The 24,967-nt window shown below is 41.6% G+C and carries 23 protein-coding genes; 12 read left to right on the plus strand and 11 right to left on the minus strand.

Translation table 11 applies throughout. The features are described from left to right. Window positions 1-37: 37 nt before the first annotated feature. The 4 genes from HH214_RS17930 to HH214_RS17945 form a co-directional block, all read right to left on the minus strand. The gene (locus HH214_RS17930; RefSeq protein ID WP_169609955.1) at window positions 38-679 is read right to left on the minus strand and encodes an NAD(P)-dependent oxidoreductase; all 642 of its coding nucleotides are present in this window, start codon (window positions 677-679) and stop codon (window positions 38-40) included. Window positions 680-720: 41 nt separating this feature from the next. Continuing rightward, entirely contained in the window at window positions 721-1,128 is a 408-nt protein-coding gene (locus HH214_RS17935; protein ID WP_169609957.1) for an Rrf2 family transcriptional regulator, read from the minus strand. 242 nt (window positions 1,129-1,370) lie between these two features. After that, window positions 1,371-2,078: an LOG family protein gene (locus HH214_RS17940; RefSeq protein WP_169609959.1), complete on the minus strand. Its 708-nt coding sequence runs from the start codon at window positions 2,076-2,078 to the stop codon at window positions 1,371-1,373. A gap of 22 nt (window positions 2,079-2,100) precedes the next feature. Further along, window positions 2,101-3,585, minus strand: a complete 1,485-nt coding sequence (locus HH214_RS17945) for a sodium:solute symporter (RefSeq protein WP_169609961.1) — start codon at window positions 3,583-3,585, stop codon at window positions 2,101-2,103. Between the two features lie 170 nt (window positions 3,586-3,755). Between HH214_RS17945 and recR the strand changes: the two genes are divergently transcribed. Genes recR through HH214_RS17960 form a run of 3 tightly spaced genes read left to right on the plus strand, consistent with a single transcriptional unit; the run spans window position 3,756 to window position 6,015 of the window. Next, window positions 3,756-4,373 (plus strand): recombination mediator RecR, encoded by a 618-nt coding sequence (gene recR / locus HH214_RS17950; protein ID WP_169609964.1) that lies wholly within the window; start codon window positions 3,756-3,758, stop codon window positions 4,371-4,373. A 3-nt stretch (window positions 4,374-4,376) separates the two neighbouring features. Then, on the plus strand, window positions 4,377-5,216 hold the full coding sequence (locus HH214_RS17955) for a glycosyltransferase family 2 protein (RefSeq protein WP_169609966.1): 840 nt from the start codon (window positions 4,377-4,379) through the stop codon (window positions 5,214-5,216). Next, entirely contained in the window at window positions 5,200-6,015 is an 816-nt protein-coding gene (locus HH214_RS17960; RefSeq protein WP_169609968.1) for an SDR family oxidoreductase, read from the plus strand. Before HH214_RS17955 ends, HH214_RS17960 begins: the two co-directional genes overlap by 17 nt. Window positions 6,016-6,142: 127 nt before the next feature. Here HH214_RS17960 and HH214_RS17965 read toward each other — a convergent pair whose 3' ends face one another. Together HH214_RS17965 and HH214_RS17970 are read right to left on the minus strand one after the other, a co-directional pair. Continuing rightward, entirely contained in the window at window positions 6,143-7,003 is an 861-nt protein-coding gene (locus HH214_RS17965) for an SDR family oxidoreductase (protein ID WP_169609970.1), read from the minus strand. A 67-nt stretch (window positions 7,004-7,070) separates the two neighbouring features. Next, window positions 7,071-8,015 carry an ion channel gene (locus tag HH214_RS17970; RefSeq protein WP_169609972.1) on the minus strand — a complete coding sequence of 315 codons (945 nt, stop codon included), beginning with the start codon at window positions 8,013-8,015 and terminating at the stop codon, window positions 7,071-7,073. Between the two features lie 312 nt (window positions 8,016-8,327). Here HH214_RS17970 and trpD point away from each other — a divergent pair, with 312 nt between their 5' ends. Genes trpD through trpA form a run of 4 tightly spaced genes read left to right on the plus strand, consistent with a single transcriptional unit; the run spans window position 8,328 to window position 11,921 of the window. Continuing rightward, on the plus strand, window positions 8,328-9,317 hold the full coding sequence (trpD, locus tag HH214_RS17975; protein ID WP_169609974.1) for an anthranilate phosphoribosyltransferase: 990 nt from the start codon (window positions 8,328-8,330) through the stop codon (window positions 9,315-9,317). A gap of 1 nt (window position 9,318) precedes the next feature. Further along, a complete protein-coding gene (locus HH214_RS17980) occupies window positions 9,319-9,939 on the plus strand; it encodes a phosphoribosylanthranilate isomerase (protein ID WP_169609977.1) in 621 nt (206 codons plus the stop codon). Between the two features lies 1 nt (window position 9,940). Continuing rightward, complete coding sequence (gene trpB, locus HH214_RS17985) at window positions 9,941-11,122, plus strand: tryptophan synthase subunit beta (RefSeq protein WP_169609979.1); 1,182 nt, start codon at window positions 9,941-9,943, stop codon at window positions 11,120-11,122. Window positions 11,123-11,126: 4 nt separating this feature from the next. After that, a complete protein-coding gene (gene trpA / locus HH214_RS17990) occupies window positions 11,127-11,921 on the plus strand; it encodes a tryptophan synthase subunit alpha (protein ID WP_169609981.1) in 795 nt (264 codons plus the stop codon). 99 nt (window positions 11,922-12,020) lie between these two features. Here trpA and HH214_RS17995 read toward each other — a convergent pair whose 3' ends face one another. Beyond that, a complete protein-coding gene (locus HH214_RS17995; RefSeq protein ID WP_169609983.1) occupies window positions 12,021-12,641 on the minus strand; it encodes an L-threonylcarbamoyladenylate synthase in 621 nt (206 codons plus the stop codon). Window positions 12,642-12,875: 234 nt separating this feature from the next. Here HH214_RS17995 and HH214_RS18000 point away from each other — a divergent pair, with 234 nt between their 5' ends. Then, entirely contained in the window at window positions 12,876-15,197 is a 2,322-nt protein-coding gene (locus HH214_RS18000; RefSeq protein ID WP_169609985.1) for a PAS domain S-box protein, read from the plus strand. Window positions 15,198-15,259: 62 nt separating this feature from the next. Here HH214_RS18000 and HH214_RS18005 read toward each other — a convergent pair whose 3' ends face one another. Further along, window positions 15,260-15,793 (minus strand): YceI family protein, encoded by a 534-nt coding sequence (locus HH214_RS18005; protein ID WP_169609987.1) that lies wholly within the window; start codon window positions 15,791-15,793, stop codon window positions 15,260-15,262. Between the two features lie 138 nt (window positions 15,794-15,931). Beyond that, window positions 15,932-17,122, minus strand: a complete 1,191-nt coding sequence (gene sucC / locus HH214_RS18010; protein WP_169609989.1) for an ADP-forming succinate--CoA ligase subunit beta — start codon at window positions 17,120-17,122, stop codon at window positions 15,932-15,934. A gap of 125 nt (window positions 17,123-17,247) precedes the next feature. Between sucC and HH214_RS18015 the strand changes: the two genes are divergently transcribed. Genes HH214_RS18015 through HH214_RS18030 form a run of 4 tightly spaced genes read left to right on the plus strand, consistent with a single transcriptional unit; the run spans window position 17,248 to window position 20,368 of the window. Further along, window positions 17,248-17,910 (plus strand): ABC transporter ATP-binding protein, encoded by a 663-nt coding sequence (locus HH214_RS18015; RefSeq protein ID WP_169609990.1) that lies wholly within the window; start codon window positions 17,248-17,250, stop codon window positions 17,908-17,910. Window positions 17,911-17,912: 2 nt separating this feature from the next. After that, window positions 17,913-18,212 (plus strand): hypothetical protein, encoded by a 300-nt coding sequence (locus tag HH214_RS18020; protein ID WP_169609992.1) that lies wholly within the window; start codon window positions 17,913-17,915, stop codon window positions 18,210-18,212. Continuing rightward, complete coding sequence (locus HH214_RS18025) at window positions 18,209-18,808, plus strand: HAD family hydrolase (protein ID WP_169609994.1); 600 nt, start codon at window positions 18,209-18,211, stop codon at window positions 18,806-18,808. Before HH214_RS18020 ends, HH214_RS18025 begins: the two co-directional genes overlap by 4 nt. A gap of 36 nt (window positions 18,809-18,844) precedes the next feature. Then, window positions 18,845-20,368 carry a S41 family peptidase gene (locus HH214_RS18030; protein WP_169609996.1) on the plus strand — a complete coding sequence of 508 codons (1,524 nt, stop codon included), beginning with the start codon at window positions 18,845-18,847 and terminating at the stop codon, window positions 20,366-20,368. 6 nt (window positions 20,369-20,374) lie between these two features. Here the strand turns inward: HH214_RS18030 and smc are convergent, their stop codons facing one another. Then, the gene (gene smc, locus HH214_RS18035) at window positions 20,375-23,917 is read right to left on the minus strand and encodes a chromosome segregation protein SMC (protein ID WP_169609998.1); all 3,543 of its coding nucleotides are present in this window, start codon (window positions 23,915-23,917) and stop codon (window positions 20,375-20,377) included. A gap of 255 nt (window positions 23,918-24,172) precedes the next feature. Beyond that, entirely contained in the window at window positions 24,173-24,958 is a 786-nt protein-coding gene (locus HH214_RS18040) for a PhzF family phenazine biosynthesis protein (RefSeq protein WP_169610000.1), read from the minus strand. Between the last annotated feature and the right edge of the window lie 9 nt (window positions 24,959-24,967).

Consider the following 24,967-nt stretch of genomic DNA (forward strand, 5'->3'; position numbering starts at 1 on the left):
GAAGGCCATTGTTATAGTAGCAATGGCCTTCTTTATTTTAGTAGCCTACTGTAAAGCGTTGCTTGATAAACTGTTTATTTTCTACTTCATCAATTAAAGCTACGGCTAAGTCTTCCGCAGTAATGGCGCATTTGCCAGCTTCGTCAAATACCGGCTCTTCGGTGCCTATACGGAACTGACCGGTACGCTGACCTGGATAAAGCTCTATAGCAGGGCTTAAAAACGTCCAATTTAATTCTTGTTCCTGGCGTAAGTTGTTCAGGTAATCGCGTGCTGCAGTTGCACCGGTTTTCCAATCAGCCGGAAACTGTGGCGAATCTACCAGTTGCTCTCCGTTAATAAACAAACTTCCGGCTCCACCTACTACCAACAGGCGTTCAACACCAGCCTGCTTAGCGGCTTGCTGAATAGCTTCTGAACCTTTTATAAAGTTGTTATACAAATCGGCATCAGTCCACCCTGGGTTAAAGGTGCTGATAACCACATCGTGTCCTTTTAATATTTGCGCTAAAGCATCAACAGCAAAAACATCGCCTGCTACTTTGGTTAGTTGTGCGTGTTCTGTTTCCAGCTTTTCAGGGTGACGGGCAATAGCTGTTACGGTGTAATCCCGGTTTAATGCTTCGTTTATTACATTTTTACCGACAAAGCCGGTAGCGCCAATAATTGCTACTTTCATGTTAATTGTAATTTTTGTTTGTTGTAGTTTATGTTAAAATGCTAATGAAATTGCTGATTGAAGTCTGCCAAGGTTTGCTGGCTTAGTTTATGCAAAACAGCCGTATCAACATCGGTATATAAGCTGTTTAGGTGCTGGTTAATCTGTTTACCCACCGGACATTTCGGATTAGGCTGATTACGGGCTTGACCCAGCAGTGTGTTTTGCTTTACTGTTTGATAGATATCGGCCATACTGATTAGCTGCGCTGACTTGGCTATACTATAGCCGCCACTGTTGCCTTCTTTACTGGTTACCAAACCATGCTGGCGTAAATTACTTAGCTCTTTTCTAACCAGTACCGGATTGATATTGATGCTTCCGGCAATATAATCAGACGATAGACATTCCCCTTCACTTAAGCTTAGTAAAGTCATGATGTGTATTGCTATCTGAAATCTGCCGTTCATCTGTAATATTTTTTATTACAGTACAAAGCTACAGAAAGTTTGATAGGGTTAATCAAATTGAATTTATATGATTTTAAAATGACTGGAAGAAGGGAGGGAAGAGAAGAGAAATATTATTGTCAGTGCCAGCCCATAGTGAAAGTTTTGTTTGAACGCTGCTGGACAATTCTAAGCAACGTTGTTATTTCACTATGGCCTGGTATAACAATGTTTTTTAAAGGAAAGGAGTAAACTTCTGCTAATTAGAAGTTTGGTTTTAGTACATACTTTTCGTAGAAGCGGAAGATGTGTTCTACAGCTTCATCTGCTGTATCCACAACCCTGTACAAGTTTAAATCATCCGGGCTAACGTTATGCTCAGTGTTTAGCATTTTTTCTTCTACCCAGTCGAATAAACCTTTCCAGTAATCTACCCCAACAAATACAATGGGGAAGCGGGCAATTTTACCGGTTTGTATCAGCGTAATTGCCTCGAATGATTCATCCATGGTGCCGAAACCGCCTGGTAGAATGATAAAGCCTTGCGAGTATTTCATGAACATTACCTTACGGATAAAGAAGTAATCAAACTCCAGTAGTTTATCCCGGTCAATGTATTTGTTATGAAATTGCTCAAACGGTAACTCAATATTCAACCCTACCGATTTACCACCGGCTTCGTAAGCGCCTTTGTTAGCTGCTTCCATAATACCAGGGCCACCGCCTGATATTACGCCATAGCCACGGTCGGTAAGCAGGCGGGCGCAATCTTCTGCCAACTTATAGTAAGGGTTATCATTATGGGTACGTGCCGAACCGAAGATGGAAACACAAGGCCCAATTTTCGCCAGTTTCTCGAAGCCATCTACAAACTCGGCCATGATTTTGAAAATCTGCCAAGAGTCGGTTACTTTTATTTCGTGCCAGTCTTGGTTCTGGAACGCTTTTCTTATTTTTTCTTCACCTGTCATATCTTATTTTTCATCAAGTAAGTTACAAGGCTACTACCCGGCTTTTAGCTTTTGAGGTAAGTAGCAAACCTGCAAAGGTAATAAAACCATTGATTAAGATAAGCTCATTATCAAAAACATATCCGTTAAAAAGCTCAGCTGAGTTTAGTTTCAGATAGTAGCATATAGCCGGCGATAGTATGCAAATAAAGGGTACTAACTTATCACTTACCTGCCGGTTACTCATCAATAAACCAAACCCGTACAAACCTAACAATGGCCCATAAGTAAAGGAGGCCATCGTAAAAATTGCACTTACTACGGCATCATTGTTTACGCTATTAAAAAACAGAATAGTCAGAAACATCAATCCCGAAAACGAAATGTGCACATAGTGCCGGGTTCTGACCATTGTACGGCTGTTAATGTCTTGCTGTTTGTTGAAGTTTAAAAAATCAACACAGAAAGAAGTGGTTAAAGCGGTTAAGGCCGAATCGGTAGTGGCGAAAGTAGCAGCGGTGAGGCCCAGCATAAAAACGATAGCTGGCAGCAGGCCTAAATACTTTAAAGCAATAGTGGGATACAAGTAATCGGTTTTTTCAACCTGAATACCTTTTTGTGCTGCGTATAAGTACAACAAAGCGCCAACACTCAAAAAGAATATATTGATAATCACGAATACTGCCGTAAAGCTGAGCATGTTTTTTTGTGCTTCGCCGATGTTTTTACAGCTCAGGTTTTTCTGCATTAAATCCTGATCCAGCCCAGTCATAGCAACCGTAATGAACAAGCCTCCTATAAACTGCTTGCTGAAATGTAGCTTGTTGCTTACAAAATTGTTGAAAAAGAATATTTTGGAATAGCTGCTGTTTTTGATTGCCTCGGTAGCCTCTGCTACATTAAAGTGCATACTGCGGCAAATGAAATAGATCGACAAAAAAACTGATGATACCAGGAACAGCGTCTGTAAACTATCAGTAATGATGATGGTTTTGAGTCCGCCTTTAAACGTGTACGACCAGATCAGCAGCAAGCAAATTAGTACCGTAGCCCAGAACGGGATACCGTAGCTGTCAAAAATAAACTTCTGTAATACAATCACTACCAGGTACAGCCGAAAGGAGGATCCGATAGTGCGGCTGATTAAAAATATAGTAGCCGCGGTTTTATAGCTCCAGCGCCCTAATGCGCTTTCGATATAGCTGTAAATAGAGGTAAGCTGCATGCGGTAATATAGCGGCAGTAAAACGCCGGCTATAATCAGAAAGCCTGCGGCATTGCCTAACACGAACTGAAAGTATGCAAACTGATCGCCGGTAGGGGCACCTACTTTGCCGGGCACCGATATAAATGTAACGCCGCTTAAGGCAGTACCAATCATACCAAAAGCTACCAAATACCATTTGGAGTTACGATTGGCCACAAAGAAGGTATCATTATCCGACGTGTTGCGGGACGTGAAATAAGAAATTAAAATCAGAACCAGAAAATATCCGGCTATAAATAAGAGCAGTGTTCCGGGCGCCATGCAAAAAAATGAGGTAAAAGTTTAACTTATGCAAGCTAATATAAAACTATTAAAGCTGCTATACGGTAATACAATTTGTGAGCATTTTACAGGTGAGTAAACAGCTAGGTAGGGGGCTTGTTGACCTTGTACTGACTGAGAATGCAGCCCATTTTTATTATATTTGATGTATGAATTTTTCGTCGAAGTTGTTAGAGAATGCAGTAGGAGAGTTTACTAAATTACCAGGTATCGGACAAAAAACGGCCTTGCGTTTGGTGTTGCACCTGCTGGATCAAGACCGAGAAGATGTTGACCGTTTTAGCCGTTCCATGACCAAGCTGCGCAATGAAATACAGCATTGCCGGGTTTGCCATAACATATCTGATTATACCGTTTGTGAGGTTTGCTCTTCACACCGGCGAGATAGAGGAACCATTTGCGTGGTGGAAGATACACGTGATGTGATGGCTATAGAGAATACAAATCAGTACAGTGGAGTGTACCATGTACTAGGCGGCCTTATTTCGCCCATGGATGGTGTAGGCCCAACTGATCTTCAGGTGGATTCATTAATTGAACGAATTAGAGACGGAGAAGTGAAAGAAGTGATATTTGCCCTAAGTGCAACAATGGAAGGGGATACTACCGTCTTCTATTTACATAAAAAACTAAAAGATTTTAACATTAACCTTTCTACCATTGCCCGTGGCATAGCCTTTGGAGGTGAGTTAGAGTACGTGGATGAAATTACCTTAGGCCGGTCAATTACAACCCGCGTACCTTACGAGAACTCACTTGCCCGATAACATATGAAACTGTCTGTCATTATCGTTAACCATAACTTATGCAAGCCGTTACGGCACTCGCTGAATGAGTTGCAGCTGGCTTTGCAAACTATCGATAGTGAAATCATAGTGGCAGATGATGCCTCGGATGATTCATCTGCAGAAATGGTGAAAAATGAGTTTCCGCAGGTAACATTGCTCCGTAGCGATAAACACCAGGGGTTTACCAAAACAGCCAACCAAGCTATGGCGGCAGCACAAGGCGAGTACCTGTTGCTGGCCAACCCAGATACCATTAGCAATGCCGATGCTTTGCATAAGATGCTGGATTTTATGGATGCCCATGCCGATACGGGTGGTTTAACAGTTCGTATGCTGGATGCCGAAGGTAACCATATTATGGATGCTCAAAACGGTATGCCTGAGGCATGGATACATTTTTTTAAATACACCGGCTTATCCAGACTGTTCCCGAAAACCCGTTTGTTTAGCAACTACTACCAGGGCGGCTGGGTTGAAGCTTTTGAAAGCACCGAGGTGGATGTAATTTGCAATACCTATATGTTGCTGCGTAAATCTGTAATTGCGCAAATCGGAGTGTTTGATGAACGTTTTCCGGTTTACGGGCAAGATATTGATTTATCATACCGCATACGTTTAGCCGGGTTTAAAAACTACTACTTTGCCAAAACTTTCATTATCTGGCAGCAAGCCCGGCAAACAAATAAATATAGTTGGCAGCATATCAAATACTTTTATGGTGCAATGCTTATTTTTGCGACTAAATATTTATTCAAGATGCCGGAGTTACGCCTAAAAGGTTTAGGTCGCGGGTCTGCTGCATTATATGAGTTTAAAATCTAAAATCGTTATTATAACCGGCGCTTCATCAGGTATTGGTAAGGCACTGGCTTATGAAGCTGCCCGCCGCGGTGCTAATTTAGTGCTGGGTGCCCGGCAGTTCGTTACCCTTTGCCAGATTACTCAGGATATTGAAAAGCAGTTTGGCGTAAAGGCCTTAGCTGTACAATGTGATGTAAGCGTGGAAGAGGATTGTGCCCACCTAATAAAGCAAGCTGTACTTACTTTTGGTAAAATAGATGTGCTGGTGAATAATGCTGGTATGTCTATGCGTGCTTTATTTAAAGATCTGGACTTGAAGGTGCTGAAAACCCTAATGGATGTGAACTTTTGGGGAACGGTATATTGCACCAAGTATGCTTTACCAGAAATTATAAAAACTCAAGGCAGCATTGTAGGGGTATCTTCTATTGCGGGTTATAAAGGTTTACCTGGGCGCACTGGCTATTCAGCATCTAAATTTGCTATGAATGGTTTTCTGGATAGCTTGCGGGTAGAAAACCTGAAAACCGGTGTGCATGTACTTACAGCCTGCCCGGGTTTTACAGCATCTAACATTCGCAATACCGCTTTAAATAAGAATGCTCAGCAGCAGGGGGAAAGTAGCCTGGAAGAAGAAAAAATGATGACGGCTGAAGAAGTAGCTAAAATTATTGTGGATGGCATTGAAACTCGTGCCCGCACTTTAATTATGACCGGGCAAGGTAAACTTACCGTAACACTCAGCAAGCTATTTCCAGCTTGGTTAGATAAGCTGGTTTACAATGTATTCGCCAAGGAAAAAGATCCTTTACTGAAATAAAAAAAGTCACTACAAACGTTAGTGAAACAATGTCTGTATGGATAGCTAAAAAATAGCATAAACTTTATAGACATTGTTTCACTAACGTTCGTAATGATCTGAATAGGTTTTAGTTACCTATTTACTTCTAGCCATTCACTACTTCGCCGCCATTGATATGGATAACCTGGCCGGTGATGTACGAAGCATCTTCTGAAGCTAAGAAAACATAAGCCGGCGCAATTTCTGACGGTTGACCTGCACGTTCCATAGGAGTTTCTTTACCAAAGTTCTCAATCTTTTCTTTCGGAAAGCTGGATACAATCAGTGGTGTCCAAACCGGACCTGGGGCTACGCCATTTACCCTGATTTTCTTTTTAGCCAAATTGGTAGCCAACGAACGGGTGAATGTTAATATCGCACCTTTGGTGGATGAATAATCAATCAGGTTAGGTGATGAACGGTAAGCAGTTACTGAAGTGGTATTGATTATGCTATCACCTTCCTGTAAATGCTCCAGAGCAGCCGATGCAAAATGAAAGTGCGGGAAAATATTAGTTCTGAAAGTGTTTTCCAGTTGTTCCTCACTAATGGCTTCCAACTCCTGCTGCGGAAATTGTACGGCTGCGTTATTGACCAATATATTTAGCTTACCTAACTCAGCTACGGTTTTTTCAACAGCACTTTTGCAAAAGCTGCTTTCACGTATATCGCCTTTAATCAGCAAGCAACGGCGGCCTTCTTGTTCTACCAATTGTTTGGTTTCTTCCGCATCCTGGTCTTCATCCAAATATACAATAGCTACATCGGCTCCTTCTTTAGCATAGTGTACACTTACGGCACGGCCAATGCCGCTATCACCGCCAGTAATCAAAGCTACTTTACCTTGCAATTTATCAGCAGCTTTATAATCCGGGTTAATATATTCAGGCTTCAGGCTCATTTCAGCCTCTATGCCGGGTTGATGCTCTTGAGTTTCTCCGGGTAGTTGTGTGGGTTTCTGTTCCATTGTTGTTGTCGTTTGTAGAGTAACCACTAACTGAAACAGAGGTTTCTTAAAAGTTAAATCAGTTTCTTTATGGTAGTTGTATCATCTGATGGTTGCTGATTTTAGTTAGGTCTAATGTAACCCTACCATCGGGTTCTGTATAAAATGCTGGTGCAAACTTAGCATCCCAAACCACTTCATTGTATTGGTAAGAAGTTCGTGAATGTACCGTTTGCGAAAAGGTATCATCAAACGCTTTAATTAGCACCGCAAAGTTGGCCTGACCGTTGGCCAAATCTTCATGCGTCATCTGGTAAAGAGGACTGCTCTCATCCAGCGGGTGCACCAATGTCCAGCTTAGGGTCATGATGCTAACCTGCCTACGTTCTAAGTTCAGGTTGTAAAACCGGCGTACTGGTTTACCATTCACCATTTCGTTATAAGAGAAGATGATTTCGGCACTTAAATCAACCAGCATGTTACGGCGGCGGTTGGCTACCCGTACCATCAGCCCGCGGCTATCATTCAAATACGGCGCCACCAGCATAACATCGCTGTAAGCCATTTTAGCCGAAGGTCGGGAAAAGCGCCCGTACAGTAAACCGGTAGCTAAGGCAAATACCAGTAATCCCATCATAGACTCCAGCGCAGCTACCAAATTAGTGGCAAAACCTTTAGGGCTGATGTGGCCGTAGCCTACCGTAGATATAGTTTGTGCCGAAAAGAAGAATGCATCAAAAAAGTGTGTAACAGGAGAGTTTCCATCGGCTCCGTTCAGGTTTTCAACGCCTAAAATAAGATAGAAACATGCAAAAATGAGGTTGGTACTCAGGTAAGAGCCGATTACTATCAGCCAGAATTTTTTCCAGCTCATGGTAATCAACGTATTGTAATTATCAATGGTGCTGAAAAGAGGCAGTCCGCGACGGTTAACGTTAATGCTGCCATCGCGGTTAATTACACGCTGACTCACGGCTTGGGTACCGAATCCTAAGTCGTCTTGCGGGTTAACCGCTTGTTTCTTAATAGACATGCTGTAGTGAAAGTAATTACCGGAGTGCAATATTTGAGGGTAAAAATATTATTATGGATTTGCTTTTCGAAAAAACAATAATCATATTTGCCACATAAAGATATGCAAGTGAAAAATAACAATTGGTGGTGGCTAAACGAGTAATCGTAAGGCAATCTCCTGTTTGTTAAAATGATATAAGGATAAGGGTTGCCCGTAAGGCAACCCTTTGTTTTTGTCTCCAAGTTTTCCTGAGTGTGGAGCAAAACGTTAAAACCAAAATCAGGAAACAATAAAAATAATATTTAGGGCCTCTGTTAGGGAGGCGAGGATATGAAAGCGATATTAAATCATTTATTTGAGCATAAAACATTTAGCCGTGAGCAGTCGAAAGAAATTTTGACCAGCATAGCACAAGGGCAGTACAACACATCGCAAATGGCGGCTTTCATGACCGCCTACTGCATGCGCAGCATTACGGTTGATGAACTGGAAGGTTTTCGGGATGCCATGTTGGAGCTTTGTCTGCCGGTTCATTTAGAAGCCGACAAGTTAATTGACTTATGTGGTACCGGCGGTGATGGAAAAGATACTTTTAATATTTCTACCCTGGCTTCATTTGTAGTAGCCGGGGCAGGTTATAAGGTAGCCAAGCACGGCAATTACGGCGTATCTTCAGGTTGCGGCTCATCTAACGTGATGGAATATTTAGGCTATCAGTTTACGAATGATCAAAGCAAGCTGAACAGCAGCTTAGATAAAGCTGGCATCTGTTTTTTACATGCGCCGTTGTTTCATCCGGCTATGAAAACGGTAGCACCCATCCGGCGCGAGCTAGGGGTAAAAACCTTTTTTAACATGTTGGGCCCTATGGTAAATCCAGCACGGCCTAACCACCAGATGGTAGGTGTTTATAATCTGGAACTGGCTCGTTTGTATGCCTATCTGTACCAGAAATCGAATACCAACTATACCATTGTTAATGCATTGGATGGGTATGATGAGGTATCGTTAACCGGCGACTTTAAAACCTTTTCGGCAGATGGCGAAAAGATTAACAGTCTGGAAGCATTAGGATTTGATAAACTGAATCCTGCTGAAATTACAGGCGGCCATACTGTAGCTGAATCGGCTGATATTTTTATGAAAGTTTTAAATGGGGAGGCCACAACAGCACAAAATACTGTAGTGCTTTGTAACGCAGCTTTAGCAATCAGAACCATAAAACCAACACAAACTTTTGCCGATAGCTTTTATGAAGCCGAAAAAGTTTTATTAAGTCACAAGGCATTAAACAGCTTTAAACAATTACTGCAAAGCTGAAATGAAAATTAAAGTATGCGGGATGAAAAGCCCCGACAATATTAAGGAGGTAGCTTCATTAACGCCTGATTATATGGGCTTTATTTGCTACGACCTTTCGCCTCGCTTTATTGCAGCATTGCCATCTGATGTATTGGAAGCTTTACCGGAATCTATTTACAAAACCGCTGTGTTTGTGAATGAATCGGTTGATAAAATTCGTTTGCTGATACAACAGTTTGGCTTTAATGCCGTACAACTGCACGGCAATGAAAGTCCGGAGTTTTGCAACGCTTTGCGCGATCAGGTAACGGTATTTAAGGCTTTTGGGGTAGATGACCAATTTGATTTCAGCCAACTGGATGCCTACATGGGTTATGTAGATTACTTTATGTTTGATACCAAAACCGAGGGGCATGGTGGTTCGGGTAAAACTTTTAACTGGGATATACTGAATAACTACCATGGGGAGGTGCCTTTCTTTATTTGTGGCGGATTAAGCCTGGAAAATATAGAAAAGGTGAAGGAAATTAAACACCCTGCATTTTACGGTGTTGACCTGAATAGCCGCTTTGAAACCGAACCGGGTATGAAAAACACCCAGCAGTTACGTGAGGCATTTACTTTATTAAGAGCAAACTAACATGAAATATACGGTTAACGAACAGGGGTATTATGGAGATTTTGGCGGAGCCTACATTCCGGAAATGCTATACCCGAATATAGAAGAATTAAGGCAGCAATACCAAGCCATAACCAACGATACTAGTTTCAGAAGCGAGTTCGAATCATTGCTGAAAGATTATGTAGGTCGGCCTTCACCGTTGTACCTGGCTAAACGGTTGTCTGAAAAGTACGGAGCCAATATTTTCCTGAAGCGGGAAGATTTAAATCATACCGGTTCGCACAAAATTAACAATGCTATCGGGCAGATACTGTTGGCCGAGCGCTTAGGTAAAAAGCGAATCATCGCCGAAACAGGTGCCGGGCAGCATGGCGTGGCTACCGCTACCGTTTGTGCTTTAAAAGGTATTGAGTGTGTAGTGTATATGGGCGAGGTAGATATGGAGCGTCAAGCTCCAAACGTTGCCCGTATGAAAATGCTGGGGGCTAAAGTAATACCGGCTACCTCAGGCAGCAAAACGCTGAAAGATGCTACCAATGAAGCCATGCGTGATTGGATTAACAACCCACTGGATACGCATTACATCATTGGTTCGGTAGTAGGTCCATATCCTTACCCGGAAATGGTGGCGCGTTTTCAATCTATTATTTCGTTAGAAGCCAAAAAACAATTGCTGGAGCATACCGGCAAGTTTTTGCCTGAGTATGTGCTGGCTTGTGTAGGTGGCGGCAGTAATGCGATGGGCATGTTTTACCATTTTCTGGATGATGAAAGTGTAAAGCTAATTGCCGTTGAAGCGGCCGGTAAGGGTATTGATACGGGCCATTCGGCCGCTACCTCGGTTTTAGGTCGTGAGGGTATTTTACATGGCAGTCGTACCATTTTAATGCAAACGGAAGATGGCCAGGTGGTCGAGCCTTATTCTATTTCAGCGGGGTTGGATTATCCGGGTATTGGTCCGCAGCATGCACACCTGCATAAAGTACAGCGTGCACAATACGTAAGCATTACCGATGATGAAGCTTTAGATGCCGGCTTATTACTGTCGCAATTAGAAGGTATTATTCCTGCTATTGAATCGGCTCACGCATTTGCTTACCTGGAAAAAATGCAGTTCCAGAAAGAAGACAACGTAATAATTTGCTTATCGGGCAGAGGCGATAAAGATTTGAATACTTATATTAAACATTTCGGCTTTTAGTAATATGGAAACTGTACTTGCCAACCGGTTGAACCACATGTTCGACGTAAAGAAGAATAATCTGCTATCCGTTTACTTTACTGCCGGATATCCTGAACTGAATACCACGTTAGATATAGCCGAAGGATTGGAAAAAGCAGGTGTTGATTTTCTGGAAATTGGTTTTCCCTATTCTGATCCGGTAGCTGACGGACCTACTATTCAGCACAGTTCGCAGCAAGCACTGGATAAAGGGATGAACTTGAACGTACTGTTTGAACAATTAAAAGATTTACGCCAGCGGGTAAACATTCCGGTATTGCTGATGGGATATGCCAACCCTATGGTGCAGTATGGGGTTGAGCGTTTTTGTGCCAAAGCAGCTGAAGTGGGCGTAGATGGCGTAATTGTACCCGACCTGCCTATGTACGAGTATGAGCAATTGTATAAAAACATCTTTGCCAAACACAACCTCAGCAACATTTTTCTGGTAACGCCACAAACGGCTGAAAGCCGGATCCGAAAGATAGATGAGTTGAGTAATAGCTTTATTTACCTGCTTTCATCAGCTTCTATTACAGGGCGTAGTTTACAGGTTTCAGATACAGTAGAGAGTTACTTTCAACGCATTAAAGATATGCAGTTGAAAAACCCTACTGTAATTGGTTTCGGTATTGCCGATCATGCTGCTTACCAGAAAGCTACTGCTTATGCCAATGGTGCCATTGTAGGCAGCGCCTTTGTGAAGTTTTTGGCTACCGAAAACTATCTGGAAAAAATACCTGAATTTGTAAAATCTATTAAGTCTCCGGTTGTATAATGTTAAACAACCTTTAAACCAGATAAAAGAAAAGCGATGTTATTAAACATCGCTTTTCTTTTATCTATAATTTCTTTTTACCTGTTTAGAAGTTTGTAGCTACAAATACATCTCCAAATCGCCTTTACCTTCACGTATAACCTCGAAGTCACCGCTGGTACAATCCACCACTGTGGAGGCAATATTGCCGCCGTAACCGCCATCTATCACCAAATCAACCAGATTTTCATACTTCTCATGAATCAGCTCCGGATCGGTAGAGTACTCAATAATATCATCTTCATCCCGAATAGAGGATGATACAATAGGGTTGCCCAGTGCTTTTACAATCTCGCGTGCAATATTATTATCAGGCACACGAATACCTACTGTTTTCTTATTAGAACTAAGCAGCTTAGGTACATTATTACTGGCGTTAAAAATAAAGGTAAAAGGGCCGGGTAAAGCTTTTTTCAACACCCGAAACGCTACATTATCAATAGGCTTGGTATAAGCTGATATGTTACTCAAATCATAACATATAAATGAAAAGTTAGCTTTTTCAGGCTTAATCTGCCTGATGCGTGCAATAGCTTCGATAGCCTTAGGGTTGGTGATATCACACCCTAAGCCATAAACAGTATCGGTAGGGTAGATGATCAGGCCACCTTTGCGTAATACTGCTGCTACCTGTTCAATAGCTTTCGGATTTGGATTTTCAGGATATATTTTAATCAACATATTACTTCGGATATTACTCGTGAGTCATAGTTCTAAATAAAAAGCAGCAAAAATTGTTTTTATCTGTAAAGTTTAGCGCATTAGATAACATTTGGGTAAACCAGAATTAATAGTTCTCGTATAAGAGCCTAATCTTACTAAACCTTCATAATCAGACAGCTTATCTAATTGTAAAGGCTTTTTCAAGAAATACAATTTGCACACAAACCTCTAGAAAACTATTAATTATTACTGATGAAATCTGGCGCTTTTCGAATAGCTGTCATTTATTTAACTATAAGCATTTTATGGATCATCATAAGTGATCAGTTATTATTCATTTTTCAAGAGCATTTAAGTTCTTCTGTTTATTTGTTTTTAAACAGCATTAAAGATGTTTTATCCATTATAGTTGCCGGTGTATCAATTATCAAGTTGATTAGCCTGAACGATAAGGAACTGATTTCCAGCGAAAAACAGTATCGCCTGTTATTTGAAGACAATGTTATGCCGATGTGGATTTATGATCAGGTAACCTTAAAATTTATCTCGGTTAATAATGCTGCCATCCAAAAATATGGGTACTCTAAAGAAGAATTTTCAAAAATGACTTTGTTGGATATTCGACCGGTTGAAGATATAGAAAGAATGATTGATGATACTAGAAAAGCTACTATAAAGGTACGTCAATCAGGAGTTTGGGTTCATATCAAGGCAGACGGAACACAAATCATGGTTGCTATCAGTTCGCAGGCGATTAGTTTTGAAAATAAATCTCACGTTATGGTAACCGCTCAGGATGTAACGGAGAAAGTAATTTATGAGCAGAAACTACAAAGCTTGAATAATGACCTGGCTGAAGAAAAAGCCAAGCTGAGCGAAACACAAAAAATAGCAAAAATAGGTGGTTGGGAATTTTATCCTGAAAATAAACAGTTGTTTTGGTCTGATGAGGTATATGCTATTACCATGACCCAACCTGATACGGATGTAAACTTGTATGAGCTGTATTTTAATCACTTACACCCGGATGATCATGCATTGGCAATTAATGCTTTGGAGTTACTGTTATCAACAGGTGAGCCGATGGACTTTGTGCATCGTTATAACTTACCTGATGGCCGGTTAAGGTATGTACGGCAGTTAGCTAAACTAGAGCATAAATCGGGAACTCCGTGCCGCGTAATAGGCTCCATGCAGGATATTACTGAGCTTAAGCTACTGGAGCTAGAAAAGAACAAATATTTGGTGAGCCTGGAAGATACGTTAAGCAGTATTAATGAAGGTTTTTATGCGCTGAACAAAGATTTGGTATTCACGAAGGTCAATAAGAAATTTGAGTTAGAAACGGGTATGTCTAACATTTACATTGTAGGTAAAGAGTTGAAAACCGCGTTTCCGGGTATTGAGGAGCGAATCACTTATGAACAGTATGAGAAAGTATTACGGGAAAGAGTTCCGGTAAAATTTGAAGCATACTGGCAGTACATCAATAAATGGCATGACGTGGCCGCTTATCCTACCGAAGATGGCATAGTTGTGTATTACAATGATATTTCAGAACGTAAAGAACGCGATTTACAGCTTAAGCATGCCCTCGAGAGATATAATATTGTAGCTAAAGCCACGCAAGATGTTATTTACGAGTACGATGTAGAGCAGGGTACGGTATGTTATAATACCAGTTTAGCCCACCTCATTCAAGATACAACCGGCGGAATAGGTAATAATATAGAAGATTGGCGTTCACTGATTCATCCGGAAGATGTACAAGCCGTAGTACAAACCCAAAAACAGATTATTCAGCAGGGTGATACTAATTGGGGCTGTGAGTATCGCATCAACTGTGGCGAGGGTACTTATAAGTACATTTTTGACCAAGGCTACTTCATGTATAATGAAGACGGCAAACCCGTAAAGCTGATTGGCGCGGTAAAAGATATTGATGCTATAAAACGTGCCAATGAAGAGAATAGGCGCTTAGCTGAAATTATTACCAAGGTGAATAACATGATTGTGGTTACCGATACTAACCAACGTATTACCTGGGTGAATAAAGCTTTTGAAGATTATACCGGATATAAGTTTGAGCAAGTGGTAGGGCATGAGCCCAAGCTGTTTTTAGGAGGGGATAAGATACCTGCTAAAACCATTGAGTATATTGTTGAGCGAAGGAAAAAACTGGAAACCTTTACTTTAGACATTATGCATCACCTTAAAACAGGCACTACGCAATGGGTAAATATTGAATACACACCATTGTTTAACAACTGTGGTATGCATACGGGCTACATAGCAGTACATAAAAATATTACCGAGCGTAAAGAAAAAGAAGAGCGTATTAAACAGCAGAATAAAATGTTGCAGGAAATTGCCTGGTTAAGTTCGCATGAAATACGAAAGCCGGTAGCTTCCATTTTAGGCTTATCGAACTTAATTAATGAAGTACAAACAGTGGAGGAGAAGGAAGAAGTGATTCAGCTGGTGCAACAATGCGCACAAGATCTGGATCAGGTTGTGCATCACATTACCAATGAGGTAATTAGCAAAGCCTATGTTGATCGAGTAGATAGTTAAAAAAGAAAGCTGCTTGTTTACACAAAGCAGCTTTCTCCAAATCTATAAATAATACTTAAAGTTTAGGCTTGTTTAGTAAACTGGGCGTTGATAATTAATTTGATTTCATCACCCACCACAACTGAGCCAGCTTCGGTGATAGGATCCCAGGTCAAGCCAAATTCTTTACGGCTAATTTTGCCTGTAATTTCAAAGCCAGCTTTAGTTTGGCCATAAAAATCATCGGCTGATCCACCAAACTCTACATTCAAGGTAACAGGTTTAGTTACCCCTTTAATGGTTAAGTTACCATTCAATTTATAATCACTGCCATCTACTTTTTTTAATGAGGTAGATTTAAAAGTGATTTTTGGGAACTGTTCTGCATCAAAAAAGTCAGCTCCTTTTAAATGCTGGTCACGGGCTTCCTGTGTGGTATCAATACTGTCTATGTCTAACGAAAAATCAATTTCCGAATCTTGGAAATCGTCACTTTCGGTTACTACTTCACCTTCAAATTTGCGAAAAGAGCCAGTTACGGTAGAAATAACCAAGTGTTTAACTTTAAACTGAACTTCAGAGTGTAGCGGGTCCATTACCCATTTTGTAGTTGCCATAGCTTTATGATTGTTAAATTATGATGAATCAAATATCTAAAATTATATGTTTAAACATGTAATTGCCGTGTCAATAAATTAAGTAACAAAAAAAGGGAACATTTTGTGTTCCCTTTTTATATGTGTTAAGCAAAATAATTAAGCTAAAACTTCTTTAACGCGTTCTGCAGCTTCTTTCAATAAAATAGCTGAGAATACTTCTAAGCCTGCATTGTCAATCAGTTCTTTAGCTTCTTTAGCATTAGTACCTTGCAAACGTACAATGATAGGCACCGGAATGTTGCCAATTTCTTGGTAAGCATCAATTACCCCTTGTGCAACACGGTCGCAACGAACAATACCACCAAAAATGTTAATCAGAATAGCTTTTACGTTCGGGTCTTTCAAAATGATATTGAAAGCTGCCTTTACAGTTTGTGCATTAGCAGTACCACCTACGTCCAGGAAGTTAGCAGGCTCGCCACCGGCAATTTTAATAATATCCATGGTAGCCATAGCTAAGCCGGCACCATTAACCATGCAACCTACGTTACCATCCAGTTTTACGTAGTTCAGGTTTGATTGGCTAGCTTCAACCTCCATAGGGTCTTCCTCGTTGGTATCACGCATGGCCGCAAAATCCGGGTGACGGTATAAAGCGTTATCATCCAGGTTTACTTTAGCATCAACCGCCAAAATTTTATTGTCTGATGTTTTCAGTACCGGGTTAATCTCGAACTGTGATGAATCGGTAGCATCATACGCTTTGTATAAAGCAGTAATGAATTTTACCATATCTTTAAAGGCATCGCCTGATAAGCCTAGGTTAAAGGCAATTTTACGAGCCTGAAAACCTTGTAAGCCAACAGTTGGATCGATTTCTTCTTTATGAATCAGGTGAGGGGTAGAGTGTGCTACTTCTTCAATATCCATACCACCCTCGGTTGAGTACATGATGATATTACGACCTTTAGCACGGTCAAGCAATACGCTCATGTAATACTCTTTAGTTTCACTCGCTCCAGGATAATAAACGTCCTGAGCAATCAGTACTTTGTGTACCTTTTTGCCTTCTGGGCCAGTTTGTGGAGTAACCAGTTGCATACCTAAAATAGCACCGGCTTTTTCTTTAACCTCATCCAGGTTTTTAGCCAATTTAACACCACCGCCTTTACCGCGGCCGCCGGCATGTATCTGGGCTTTTACCACTACCCAGTCTGAGCCGAAATCTTCTTTCATTTTTTGGGCAGCTTCTACAGCCTGTTCAACAGTATCGGCCACTATGCCTTCCTGTACCCTAACGCCAAAACTTTTCAGAATGGCTTTACCCTGATATTCGTGAATATTCATGTCTTATTTGAAGAATTTGCGGTAAAGCTACAATTTCAGTTGTATTAAAAAAACCTAAGTGTCAATTTCTATATATAAATGCGGCTGCTGTGATAATTTGCTGTAGCTATTTTTATTTTTGCACCATGCTTAAAGCGCAGTCCATTCAAAAATCGTACGGGAAGTTGCAAATACTTAAAGGGGTTAACCTGGAAGTACAGCAAGGTGAAATTGTAACCATTACCGGGGCCTCGGGCGCTGGTAAAAGCTCGTTGTTAAACATCATTGGTACGCTTGATCAGGCTGACTCCGGACAGATTTTTATGGATGATGTAGATATCAGTCGTTTAAATAATAAACAGCTAAGCCATTTTCGGAACCGTAACCTGGGTTTTATTTTTCAGTTTCACCATTTGCTAGCCGAATTTAATGCCATTGAGAATGTATGCATCCCGGCGTTTATTGCGGGTACAGGCAGGGCAGATGCCGAAAAACGTGCTGCACAATTGCTGGATATGCTGGGCTTAAGCGATCGTCTTCACCATAAACCAGCCCAGCTTTCGGGTGGCGAGCAGCAGCGGGTAGCTGTAGCACGTGCGCTGATTAACAAGCCTTCCCTTATTTTAGCGGATGAACCGTCGGGTAATCTGGATTCGGCCAATGCGCGTGATTTGCATGAGTTGTTTGTAAACCTGCGCAACCAGTTTAATCAAACTTTTATTATTGTAACGCACAATGATGAGCTAGCTGGCCTATCTGACCGTAAGGTGATGATGAAAGACGGGTTGATTGTTCCAAATCAGGATTAAACGTGTACACACTAATTACAGCGGCTAGTAGGGCCGAAGCTTACCAGCTTAAAAAGAATATAAATTCAGCATCGGTATTGTTAGGTGATTATGCGGATCTGCCGGAGCTAATGCTAAAATCAGGCAAAATGCTAAATCTGCCCAATCCGCAGCAGGATACCTATCCGCACCAGATGCTGGCTTTCTGCCTGGATCATCAAATTGAAACCGTGTACTTACTTCGGCCAGAAGAAGCACAGGCTTTAGCCCCGGCCCACCAGTTGTTTACCGAATATGGCATCGAATTAATTACAGCGTTATGATTAGTTACAAGGATATTGACCCGCGTACAAAGGCTTTTATTTTTGAGCTGGATGATGTGCTTTATCCGCAAAAAGATTATTGGTATCAGGTATATTATTTGTTCGCCGGTTTTCTGGAATATACTGAAATGCTAGATGCCCAGGTGTTAGTAAAACTAATGGTGCAAACCTACGATCAGGAAGGGCCTAATGCGGTTTTTGACCGGGTGCAGCAACGCTTTAAACTGGACGAAAAATACCGCTTTAACTTTGAGCATCTGAAAACGGCTGCCCAGCTGCCGCTTAAGCTTTTGTTGTTTGAAGATATGCTAACCTTGCTACAGGAAATCGTGGTTGATCGTAAAAAGATATTTATTGTGACCAACGGTAATCCGCAGCAGCAACTGAACAAGATCAAGCAAACTGATTGGCAAGGTTTAGAAAAATACCTGGTTTGTTATTTTGCCGACGAAGTGGCTCCCAAGCCCGAACCGGATATTATACATCTGTTACTTACCGATCATCATTTAGAGCGTCGTGATTTAGTGATGATCGGTACAAACGAAACCGATCAATTATGTGCTGAAGCTTGTGGAATTAGTTATTTAAAAGTTTAAATGTTTGTATATTAGTAAAATTTAAGGTTTTACAATATGCACAGAAATTTTTACTTCTTGTTACTTTTACTGGTTGTATTTTCTTCTTGTAAAAAAGATAAAGTTACTACCAATTCTAACACCACTACTAAGGCTAGCGCGCTTGATTTACTAAAAGATTCTGTTTACGCCTATGCGCAAGAGGAATACTTATGGTACGATGCCATGCCGGCTTACAACACTTTTAACCCAAGGCAATATACCGGCAGTACTGATTTGGCTGCCTTGCAGGCCGAGGTTGATGCCTTATCGCAGTTGAAAATTAATACCACAACCAATTCGGCTTATGAGTATGATCCCAGCTACCCGGGTACAGCCAAGTATTCTTATATAGATCAAGGTCAGGCGGCTACAGTAATAGGCGGTACAGGTGGCGATTTTGGTTTTTCAGTGTTTTACCAGGCTTACAATGATTTACGGATAAAATACGTTTATGCTGGTTCGCCTGCCGGCAATGCAGGATTAGTTCGCGGGTACAAAATTACAGCGGTAAATAACAGTACCAATATTTACTATGATCCTAATAGTTCAACCCCGAGTAAGGATGCAAACTTGCTGTATGTAGTAAATGCGTTATCGGGCAATAGCATTACTTTAACGTTGCAAAAGCCAGATGGTAGTACTTTTAACGCAGTAGTGAATCGCGCAAGCTACACCATTAATCCGGTGTTGAAATATACAACGCTTACTACAGCTGGCGGCAAAACAGTAGGTTATTTTGCTTTCAACCAGTTTACTGATTTATCCTCCAATGCTAAGGCCAAAATTGATGAAGCCTTTAACTACTTTTCCACCAAAGGCATTACTGAACTGGTAGTGGATTTGCGTTACAATGGTGGTGGTAGCGTGCAAACTTCAGCTTATTTAACCAACTGGATAGTGCCTACTGCCCAAAATGGCACTACTATGTTTACCGAGTATTTCAACAAGCGTTTGCAGAACGATGATTATCCTTTTTTAGCTAAAAAGTACCAGATTAATAAAGGAGAGTTTAGCACAGCCAATAACACACAAAAGTTTGCAAAAGTTGGTAACCTGAACTTAAGTCGGGTTTTCTTTCTGGTAACCGGCAATACAGCTTCAGCCAGTGAGCTGCTGATTAATAATTTGAAACCTGTAATGAATGTGCAAATTATTGGGCAAACTACTTACGGTAAACCAACAGCGTTTTTTGCGATACCAGTAGGTAGCTATGATTTATACCTGGTTGAAATTGAAAACCGCAATGCTGCCGGGCAGGCAGATTATTACCAAGGTATGGTTCCGGGAAGTGCTACTTTTCCAGGGTATAAAACAGGTGATGATATCACTAAAGACTTTGGCGACCCGAATGAAAGCATGCTGGCACATGCCTTAAATTATATGGATAAAAGTAGTTACTCTTTAACTAACAACAAGGTGTTAAGTACGAATACGAACTCTACTTTATCAGATGAGGCTGTAAGAGCTATGAACGAGAAAATGAGTCCTGATCCATTTAAAGGAATGGTGATCAATCAGCCTCAACACCGTAAAAACTAAGAAAGATTAGTCCGCTAGTTGTCGTAAATCAACCGGCACTACGCGCGATATACCTTGTTCAACCATAGTTACACCATAAACCACATCGGTGCTAGCTATGGTTTTTTTATTGTGCGATACTACGATAAATTGAGAGTTGGAGGAGAACTTGCGGATGATGTTATTGAACTTATCAATATTAGTATCATCCAACGGAGCATCAACCTCATCAAAAATACAGAAAGGCGCCGGCTTAAGCAGGTATAAGGAGAACAGAATAGCGGTAGCCGTTAATGTTTTTTCCCCGCCCGATAGCTGATTGATAGATAGCGGACGTTTACCTTTGGGTTTGGCAATAATGTCAATGTCCGACTCTAACGGATGGTCAGGATCAGTCAGAATCAAATCGCAGGAGTCCTCTTCATTAAATAATGATCGGAACACTTTAATAAAGCTTTCGCGCACCATAATAAAGGCCGACATAAACTTTTCTTTAGCGGTATCATCAATTTCCTGAATGGTAGAAAGGAGCGAGGCTTTAGCTTCCATCAAATCCTTCTTTTGGGCTTGAATGAACTCGTATCTGTCGTTCATTTCTTTAAAAGCCTCTAACGCCATTGGGTTAATAGCGCCAAAATCATCCAACTGTTTTTTCAGCTTTTCAGTTTTTTCGCGTAGTTCCTGCTCGTTTTCATCGGCTGGCGGTTCACTTTCCATCAGCTCCTGAATGTCTAAGTTAAACTCAACAGAAAGGCGTTCTTTTAAGGCACTTAGTTCCAGTTGTAATTGCGTACGACGGTCTTTCAACTCGTTTTCAATTACATCCGCTTGGTCTTTATTACGGCGCAATTGGGTTAGCTGGTTTTCCATGTCGGTAATCTGCCCGCGCGAAGAATAGTAATCTTGTTCGGCTTGCCGCGTGGCTTCTTCCAGCAAGTCTCGTTCACTATACATCTCCAGCAAATCATCATCCGAAAAATCAGTTTGATTGGCTAGCTCCAGCAAGGTAGCCTGTACTTTTTTTAACTCCGTACTGCTGTTGCTGATACGAACTTCTAAACCATCCTGCTGGGTTTCGCGGTACTCTAAATCTTTGTTCAGGCCCGAAACTTTATTTTGCTGCTGATGAAAACGAATGTTTTCCTGGTTGTAAGCGCTTGATTGTACTGATAGATACTCGTTCAGCTCATTTAAAGCTTCTTGCTTATCCAGCAACAAATCACTTTGTATCTGCTGTTGGGCTTTCAGCTCCATCAGTTCAGGTTGCAGCTTTTGTTCTTCTTCCTGCATGCTGTTTATTTTGCGGGTAATATCTTCTTTACGGTTGCGGCTGTTGGTGATAAACGTTTGGTACTGTTCGCGCCGGGTAGTCACCGTAACCATTTCGGTGTGCAAGCGGTTAAGTTCCTGTTGCCTTTGCTGAATTTCGGTAGTTCTGCCAGAGGCTTTCAAGGCAACCAGCTTGCTTTGCAAAGTTTCCTGTTCACTTTTCAAGGTAGCAATCTGGCTTTCTGTATGGCTGATCTCTTTAGCCAAGTTCTCCAAATTTTTAGCCCGACCAATACGTTTACCTTCAAACAAGCCTACCGAGCCGCCCGCCATACTAAATACCGATTTGCTGAACTTTCCGCTTTTACCCAGCAATACCACACCGGCTTGTACGGGTGAGTTGTTCAGGTCGTTTTCGCCGGCATCATCAACCAGATAGACGTTGCGCAGCAGATAGTTGCATAAAGGCTGATAAACAGGGTCAACTTCAACAACACTCAACGCGGGCAGCCATTCAGCGGGGTGCGAAGGTGTAGTTGGGGCTGGCAATGCTTTATAATTGTTCAGGATGAAAAACTGTGCCCTACCTCGTGATGCTTTACGGAGTCGATTGATAGCCTGTATGGCATTATCGTAATCTTCCACCACAAAATAATTCATCAACGGGTCAAGGTAGTTTTCAATAGCTACCCGGTATTCTTCACGGCAAAAAAGAATATCACTAAATAAAGTAACATGCTTGGCCCAATCCGTTTGCTTTTTCAGAAAGCGGATAGATTCCGGAAAACCTTCCAGGTTATCCACCAAACTTTTAGTCAGGTTATATTCATTGCGTTTGGCATCCAGCTGTCGGTTATGCTGCACCGTGTTTTCTTTGATAGCTGTAATGCTGCCTTCGGTTGCTTTAATTTGTTCCTGCAACTGTTGCTCGTAGGCTATAGCGGCTTCATGCTCGCCCTTTACGGTTTCGGTCCGATATTCCAGTTCGGCTACCAGCTGGTTGAAATGCGAAAGTTCCACTTCCCGACTAGCCGCATCTTCGGTATTGCGTTGGCTTTCTTGTTCCAGAGCTTGCTGCTGTATGCGTAATATGTCTAAGTCTTTTTCGGCTTTGTAAATCTGATTTTGCAGGCGGTTGTTAATGCTGGTAATCTCGTTCAGCTCCTGCCGGGTATCAGTTTGTTCATGGCGCAAATCATCAACCGCTTCCTGCAAATCATCTACCTTATTGCTTAAGGCTTCTAAAGTTTCCTCTTCCTGAAGTTTTTCCTCATTCAGGCGCTTAATGCTGGATATAACCTGGTTTAACTGTTCTCGATCTCGTTCCAGTTCATCAGTCAAACGAGTTTCTTTATCACGCTGAAATTTCAGCTGCTCATTCTTGATTTTCTTCTCACTCTCGTAAGTCCTGATTTTAGTAATCAGATCATTCGTGGCTTTTTGCTGTACCGATAAGTTTTTTTCCTTGGTTAGGTTGTCCAGCTTTTGCTGTTGCAAACCAGCCTCAATAGTATCAATGTGCGAAACAATAGCTGTTTTATCAGCTCGGTGTTTTTGTTCCTGTTCGTCAATACGAATCAAGGCATCACTAAAAGCCGCCAGCCGGAACGAAGCCAGCATAATGCTCAGCGTTTTATACTGCTCCTTTAAACGATAATAACGCTCCGTTTTTTTGGCTTGGTTTTCCAGCGTTTTTAGGTTCTTTTCAATCTCGAAAAGCAAATCTTCTACCCGGGCTAAATCGGCTTCGGTATCTTTTAGTTTATTGAACGTTTGCTTTTTGCGCAGTTTGTATTTGGATATGCCTGAGGCCTCTTCAAATAAGTTGCGGCGCGAACCTTCTTTATTGGTGATGATCTCATCAATCATCTTCAGCTCAATGATAGAGTAGGAATCGGGACCAATACCAGTATCCAGAAACAGGTCAGTAATATCTTTCAGACGGCATTGTACGTCGTTCAAACGGTACTCGCTCTCGCCCGTACGATACAGCTTTCGGGTAATAGTGACCTGCGAAAAATCAGTAGGAAGTACGTTTCGGGTATTATCGAAGGTCAAAGATACTTCGGCCAGGTTAGCAGGCTTGCGCGATTTGGTGCCGTTAAATATTACGTTCTCCATTTTTTCAGAACGCAACATACGTGTGCTTTGCTCACCCAATACCCAACGGATAGAATCTACCACGTTGGATTTGCCGCAGCCATTCGGACCTACTACGGCGGTAACTCCCTCGTTAAAGTTTATTGTAATTTTATCACCAAAGCTTTTAAAGCCTTTAACTTCTAATTTCGTTAACTGCATGGATATGCACCCGTACCTATCAATAGTTTTAAAGCACTAAATTAACTAAAAAAATTAGTTTTATATAGCTAATAGTGCTTTTATAACATTTAGAAAACAATATCCAGTATAGGACATCAGGGTGTTGGTGGTAAGACGAATGACTTACCAAAAGATAACCAACTTGCTGGGTTTAAGATTATAACTAAAAACGCTATTACCATGTATAGTAATAGCGTTTTTAGCTAGGTAGCAAACAGTATTTAGCCTGTAAGTTTATACGTAGATTTCACCTTTCAGGTAAGTAACGGCATGGCCGCTCATCAACACGCGGTCGCCTTTCAGTTCGCACCAAAGCTCGCCTTTGCGGGCGGATATCTGGTAGGCATGTAATTCCGTTTTGCCCAGCTTTTCGGCCCAATACGGGATCAGGTTACAATGAGCCGAACCAGTTACCGGATCTTCAGGTACGCCGCATGCGGGTGCAAAAAAGCGTGATACAAAGTCCACTTCTCGGCCGGGAGCCGTAACTATAATGCCAATGGCATCAATGTGGGCCAGCAGCGAATGGTTAGGCACCATATCGGCAATATCCTGTTCATCCTCATAAACCAAAAAGTAATCGCGCGAGCGTAATATGGCTTTAGGTACTTTATTGCCAATGCCCTCTAATAGACCATCCGGCATTTCGGCCGGGAAGGGTGGGCGTGATGGAAAATCCAGGGTGTATCGTCCATCAATTTTAGTAACAATCAGCTCGCCGGCTTTCTCGGTTGTGAACCGGATTACACTATCATGATGTCCTAGCTCGGTAAAAATGATGTGCGCACTGGCGAGGGTGGCATGGCCGCATAGGTCTATTTCTAATTCTGGTGTGAACCAACGTAAGTGGTAACCGGTATCTGTTTTTACAAAAAAAGCAGTTTCAGCCAAGTTGTTTTCGGCTGCTATCTTCTGCATGGTTTCATTAGGCAACCATTCGGTAAGCGGACATACCGCTGCCGGGTTGCCACCAAAAAGCTGACTGGTAAAGGCATCAGCCTGGTACATAGGTATAGTCATAATTCAATG

Source organism: Mucilaginibacter robiniae (assembly GCF_012849215.1).
Lineage (GTDB): Bacteria > Bacteroidota > Bacteroidia > Sphingobacteriales > Sphingobacteriaceae > Mucilaginibacter > Mucilaginibacter robiniae.

Coding starts and splice junctions, on each gene's coding strand:
- HH214_RS18000 (WP_169609985.1), top strand. CDS start 12,876: ATGAAATCTGGCGCTTTTCGAATAGCTGTCATTTATTTAACTATAAGC.
- recR (WP_169609964.1), top strand. CDS start 3,756: ATGAATTTTTCGTCGAAGTTGTTAGAGAATGCAGTAGGAGAGTTTACT.
- trpD (WP_169609974.1), top strand. CDS start 8,328: ATGAAAGCGATATTAAATCATTTATTTGAGCATAAAACATTTAGCCGT.
- HH214_RS17955 (WP_169609966.1), top strand. CDS start 4,377: ATGAAACTGTCTGTCATTATCGTTAACCATAACTTATGCAAGCCGTTA.
- HH214_RS18005 (WP_169609987.1), bottom strand. CDS start 15,793: ATGGCAACTACAAAATGGGTAATGGACCCGCTACACTCTGAAGTTCAG.
- HH214_RS17970 (WP_169609972.1), bottom strand. CDS start 8,015: ATGTCTATTAAGAAACAAGCGGTTAACCCGCAAGACGACTTAGGATTC.
- HH214_RS17935 (WP_169609957.1), bottom strand. CDS start 1,128: ATGAACGGCAGATTTCAGATAGCAATACACATCATGACTTTACTAAGC.
- smc (WP_169609998.1), bottom strand. CDS start 23,917: ATGCAGTTAACGAAATTAGAAGTTAAAGGCTTTAAAAGCTTTGGTGAT.
- HH214_RS17965 (WP_169609970.1), bottom strand. CDS start 7,003: ATGGAACAGAAACCCACACAACTACCCGGAGAAACTCAAGAGCATCAA.
- HH214_RS17995 (WP_169609983.1), bottom strand. CDS start 12,641: ATGTTGATTAAAATATATCCTGAAAATCCAAATCCGAAAGCTATTGAA.
- HH214_RS18040 (WP_169610000.1), bottom strand. CDS start 24,958: ATGACTATACCTATGTACCAGGCTGATGCCTTTACCAGTCAGCTTTTT.
- trpA (WP_169609981.1), top strand. CDS start 11,127: ATGGAAACTGTACTTGCCAACCGGTTGAACCACATGTTCGACGTAAAG.
- trpB (WP_169609979.1), top strand. CDS start 9,941: ATGAAATATACGGTTAACGAACAGGGGTATTATGGAGATTTTGGCGGA.
- HH214_RS17930 (WP_169609955.1), bottom strand. CDS start 679: ATGAAAGTAGCAATTATTGGCGCTACCGGCTTTGTCGGTAAAAATGTA.
- HH214_RS17980 (WP_169609977.1), top strand. CDS start 9,319: ATGAAAATTAAAGTATGCGGGATGAAAAGCCCCGACAATATTAAGGAG.
- HH214_RS18030 (WP_169609996.1), top strand. CDS start 18,845: ATGCACAGAAATTTTTACTTCTTGTTACTTTTACTGGTTGTATTTTCT.
- HH214_RS18015 (WP_169609990.1), top strand. CDS start 17,248: ATGCTTAAAGCGCAGTCCATTCAAAAATCGTACGGGAAGTTGCAAATA.
- HH214_RS17960 (WP_169609968.1), top strand. CDS start 5,200: ATGAGTTTAAAATCTAAAATCGTTATTATAACCGGCGCTTCATCAGGT.
- HH214_RS18025 (WP_169609994.1), top strand. CDS start 18,209: ATGATTAGTTACAAGGATATTGACCCGCGTACAAAGGCTTTTATTTTT.
- HH214_RS17945 (WP_169609961.1), bottom strand. CDS start 3,585: ATGGCGCCCGGAACACTGCTCTTATTTATAGCCGGATATTTTCTGGTT.
- HH214_RS17940 (WP_169609959.1), bottom strand. CDS start 2,078: ATGACAGGTGAAGAAAAAATAAGAAAAGCGTTCCAGAACCAAGACTGG.
- sucC (WP_169609989.1), bottom strand. CDS start 17,122: ATGAATATTCACGAATATCAGGGTAAAGCCATTCTGAAAAGTTTTGGC.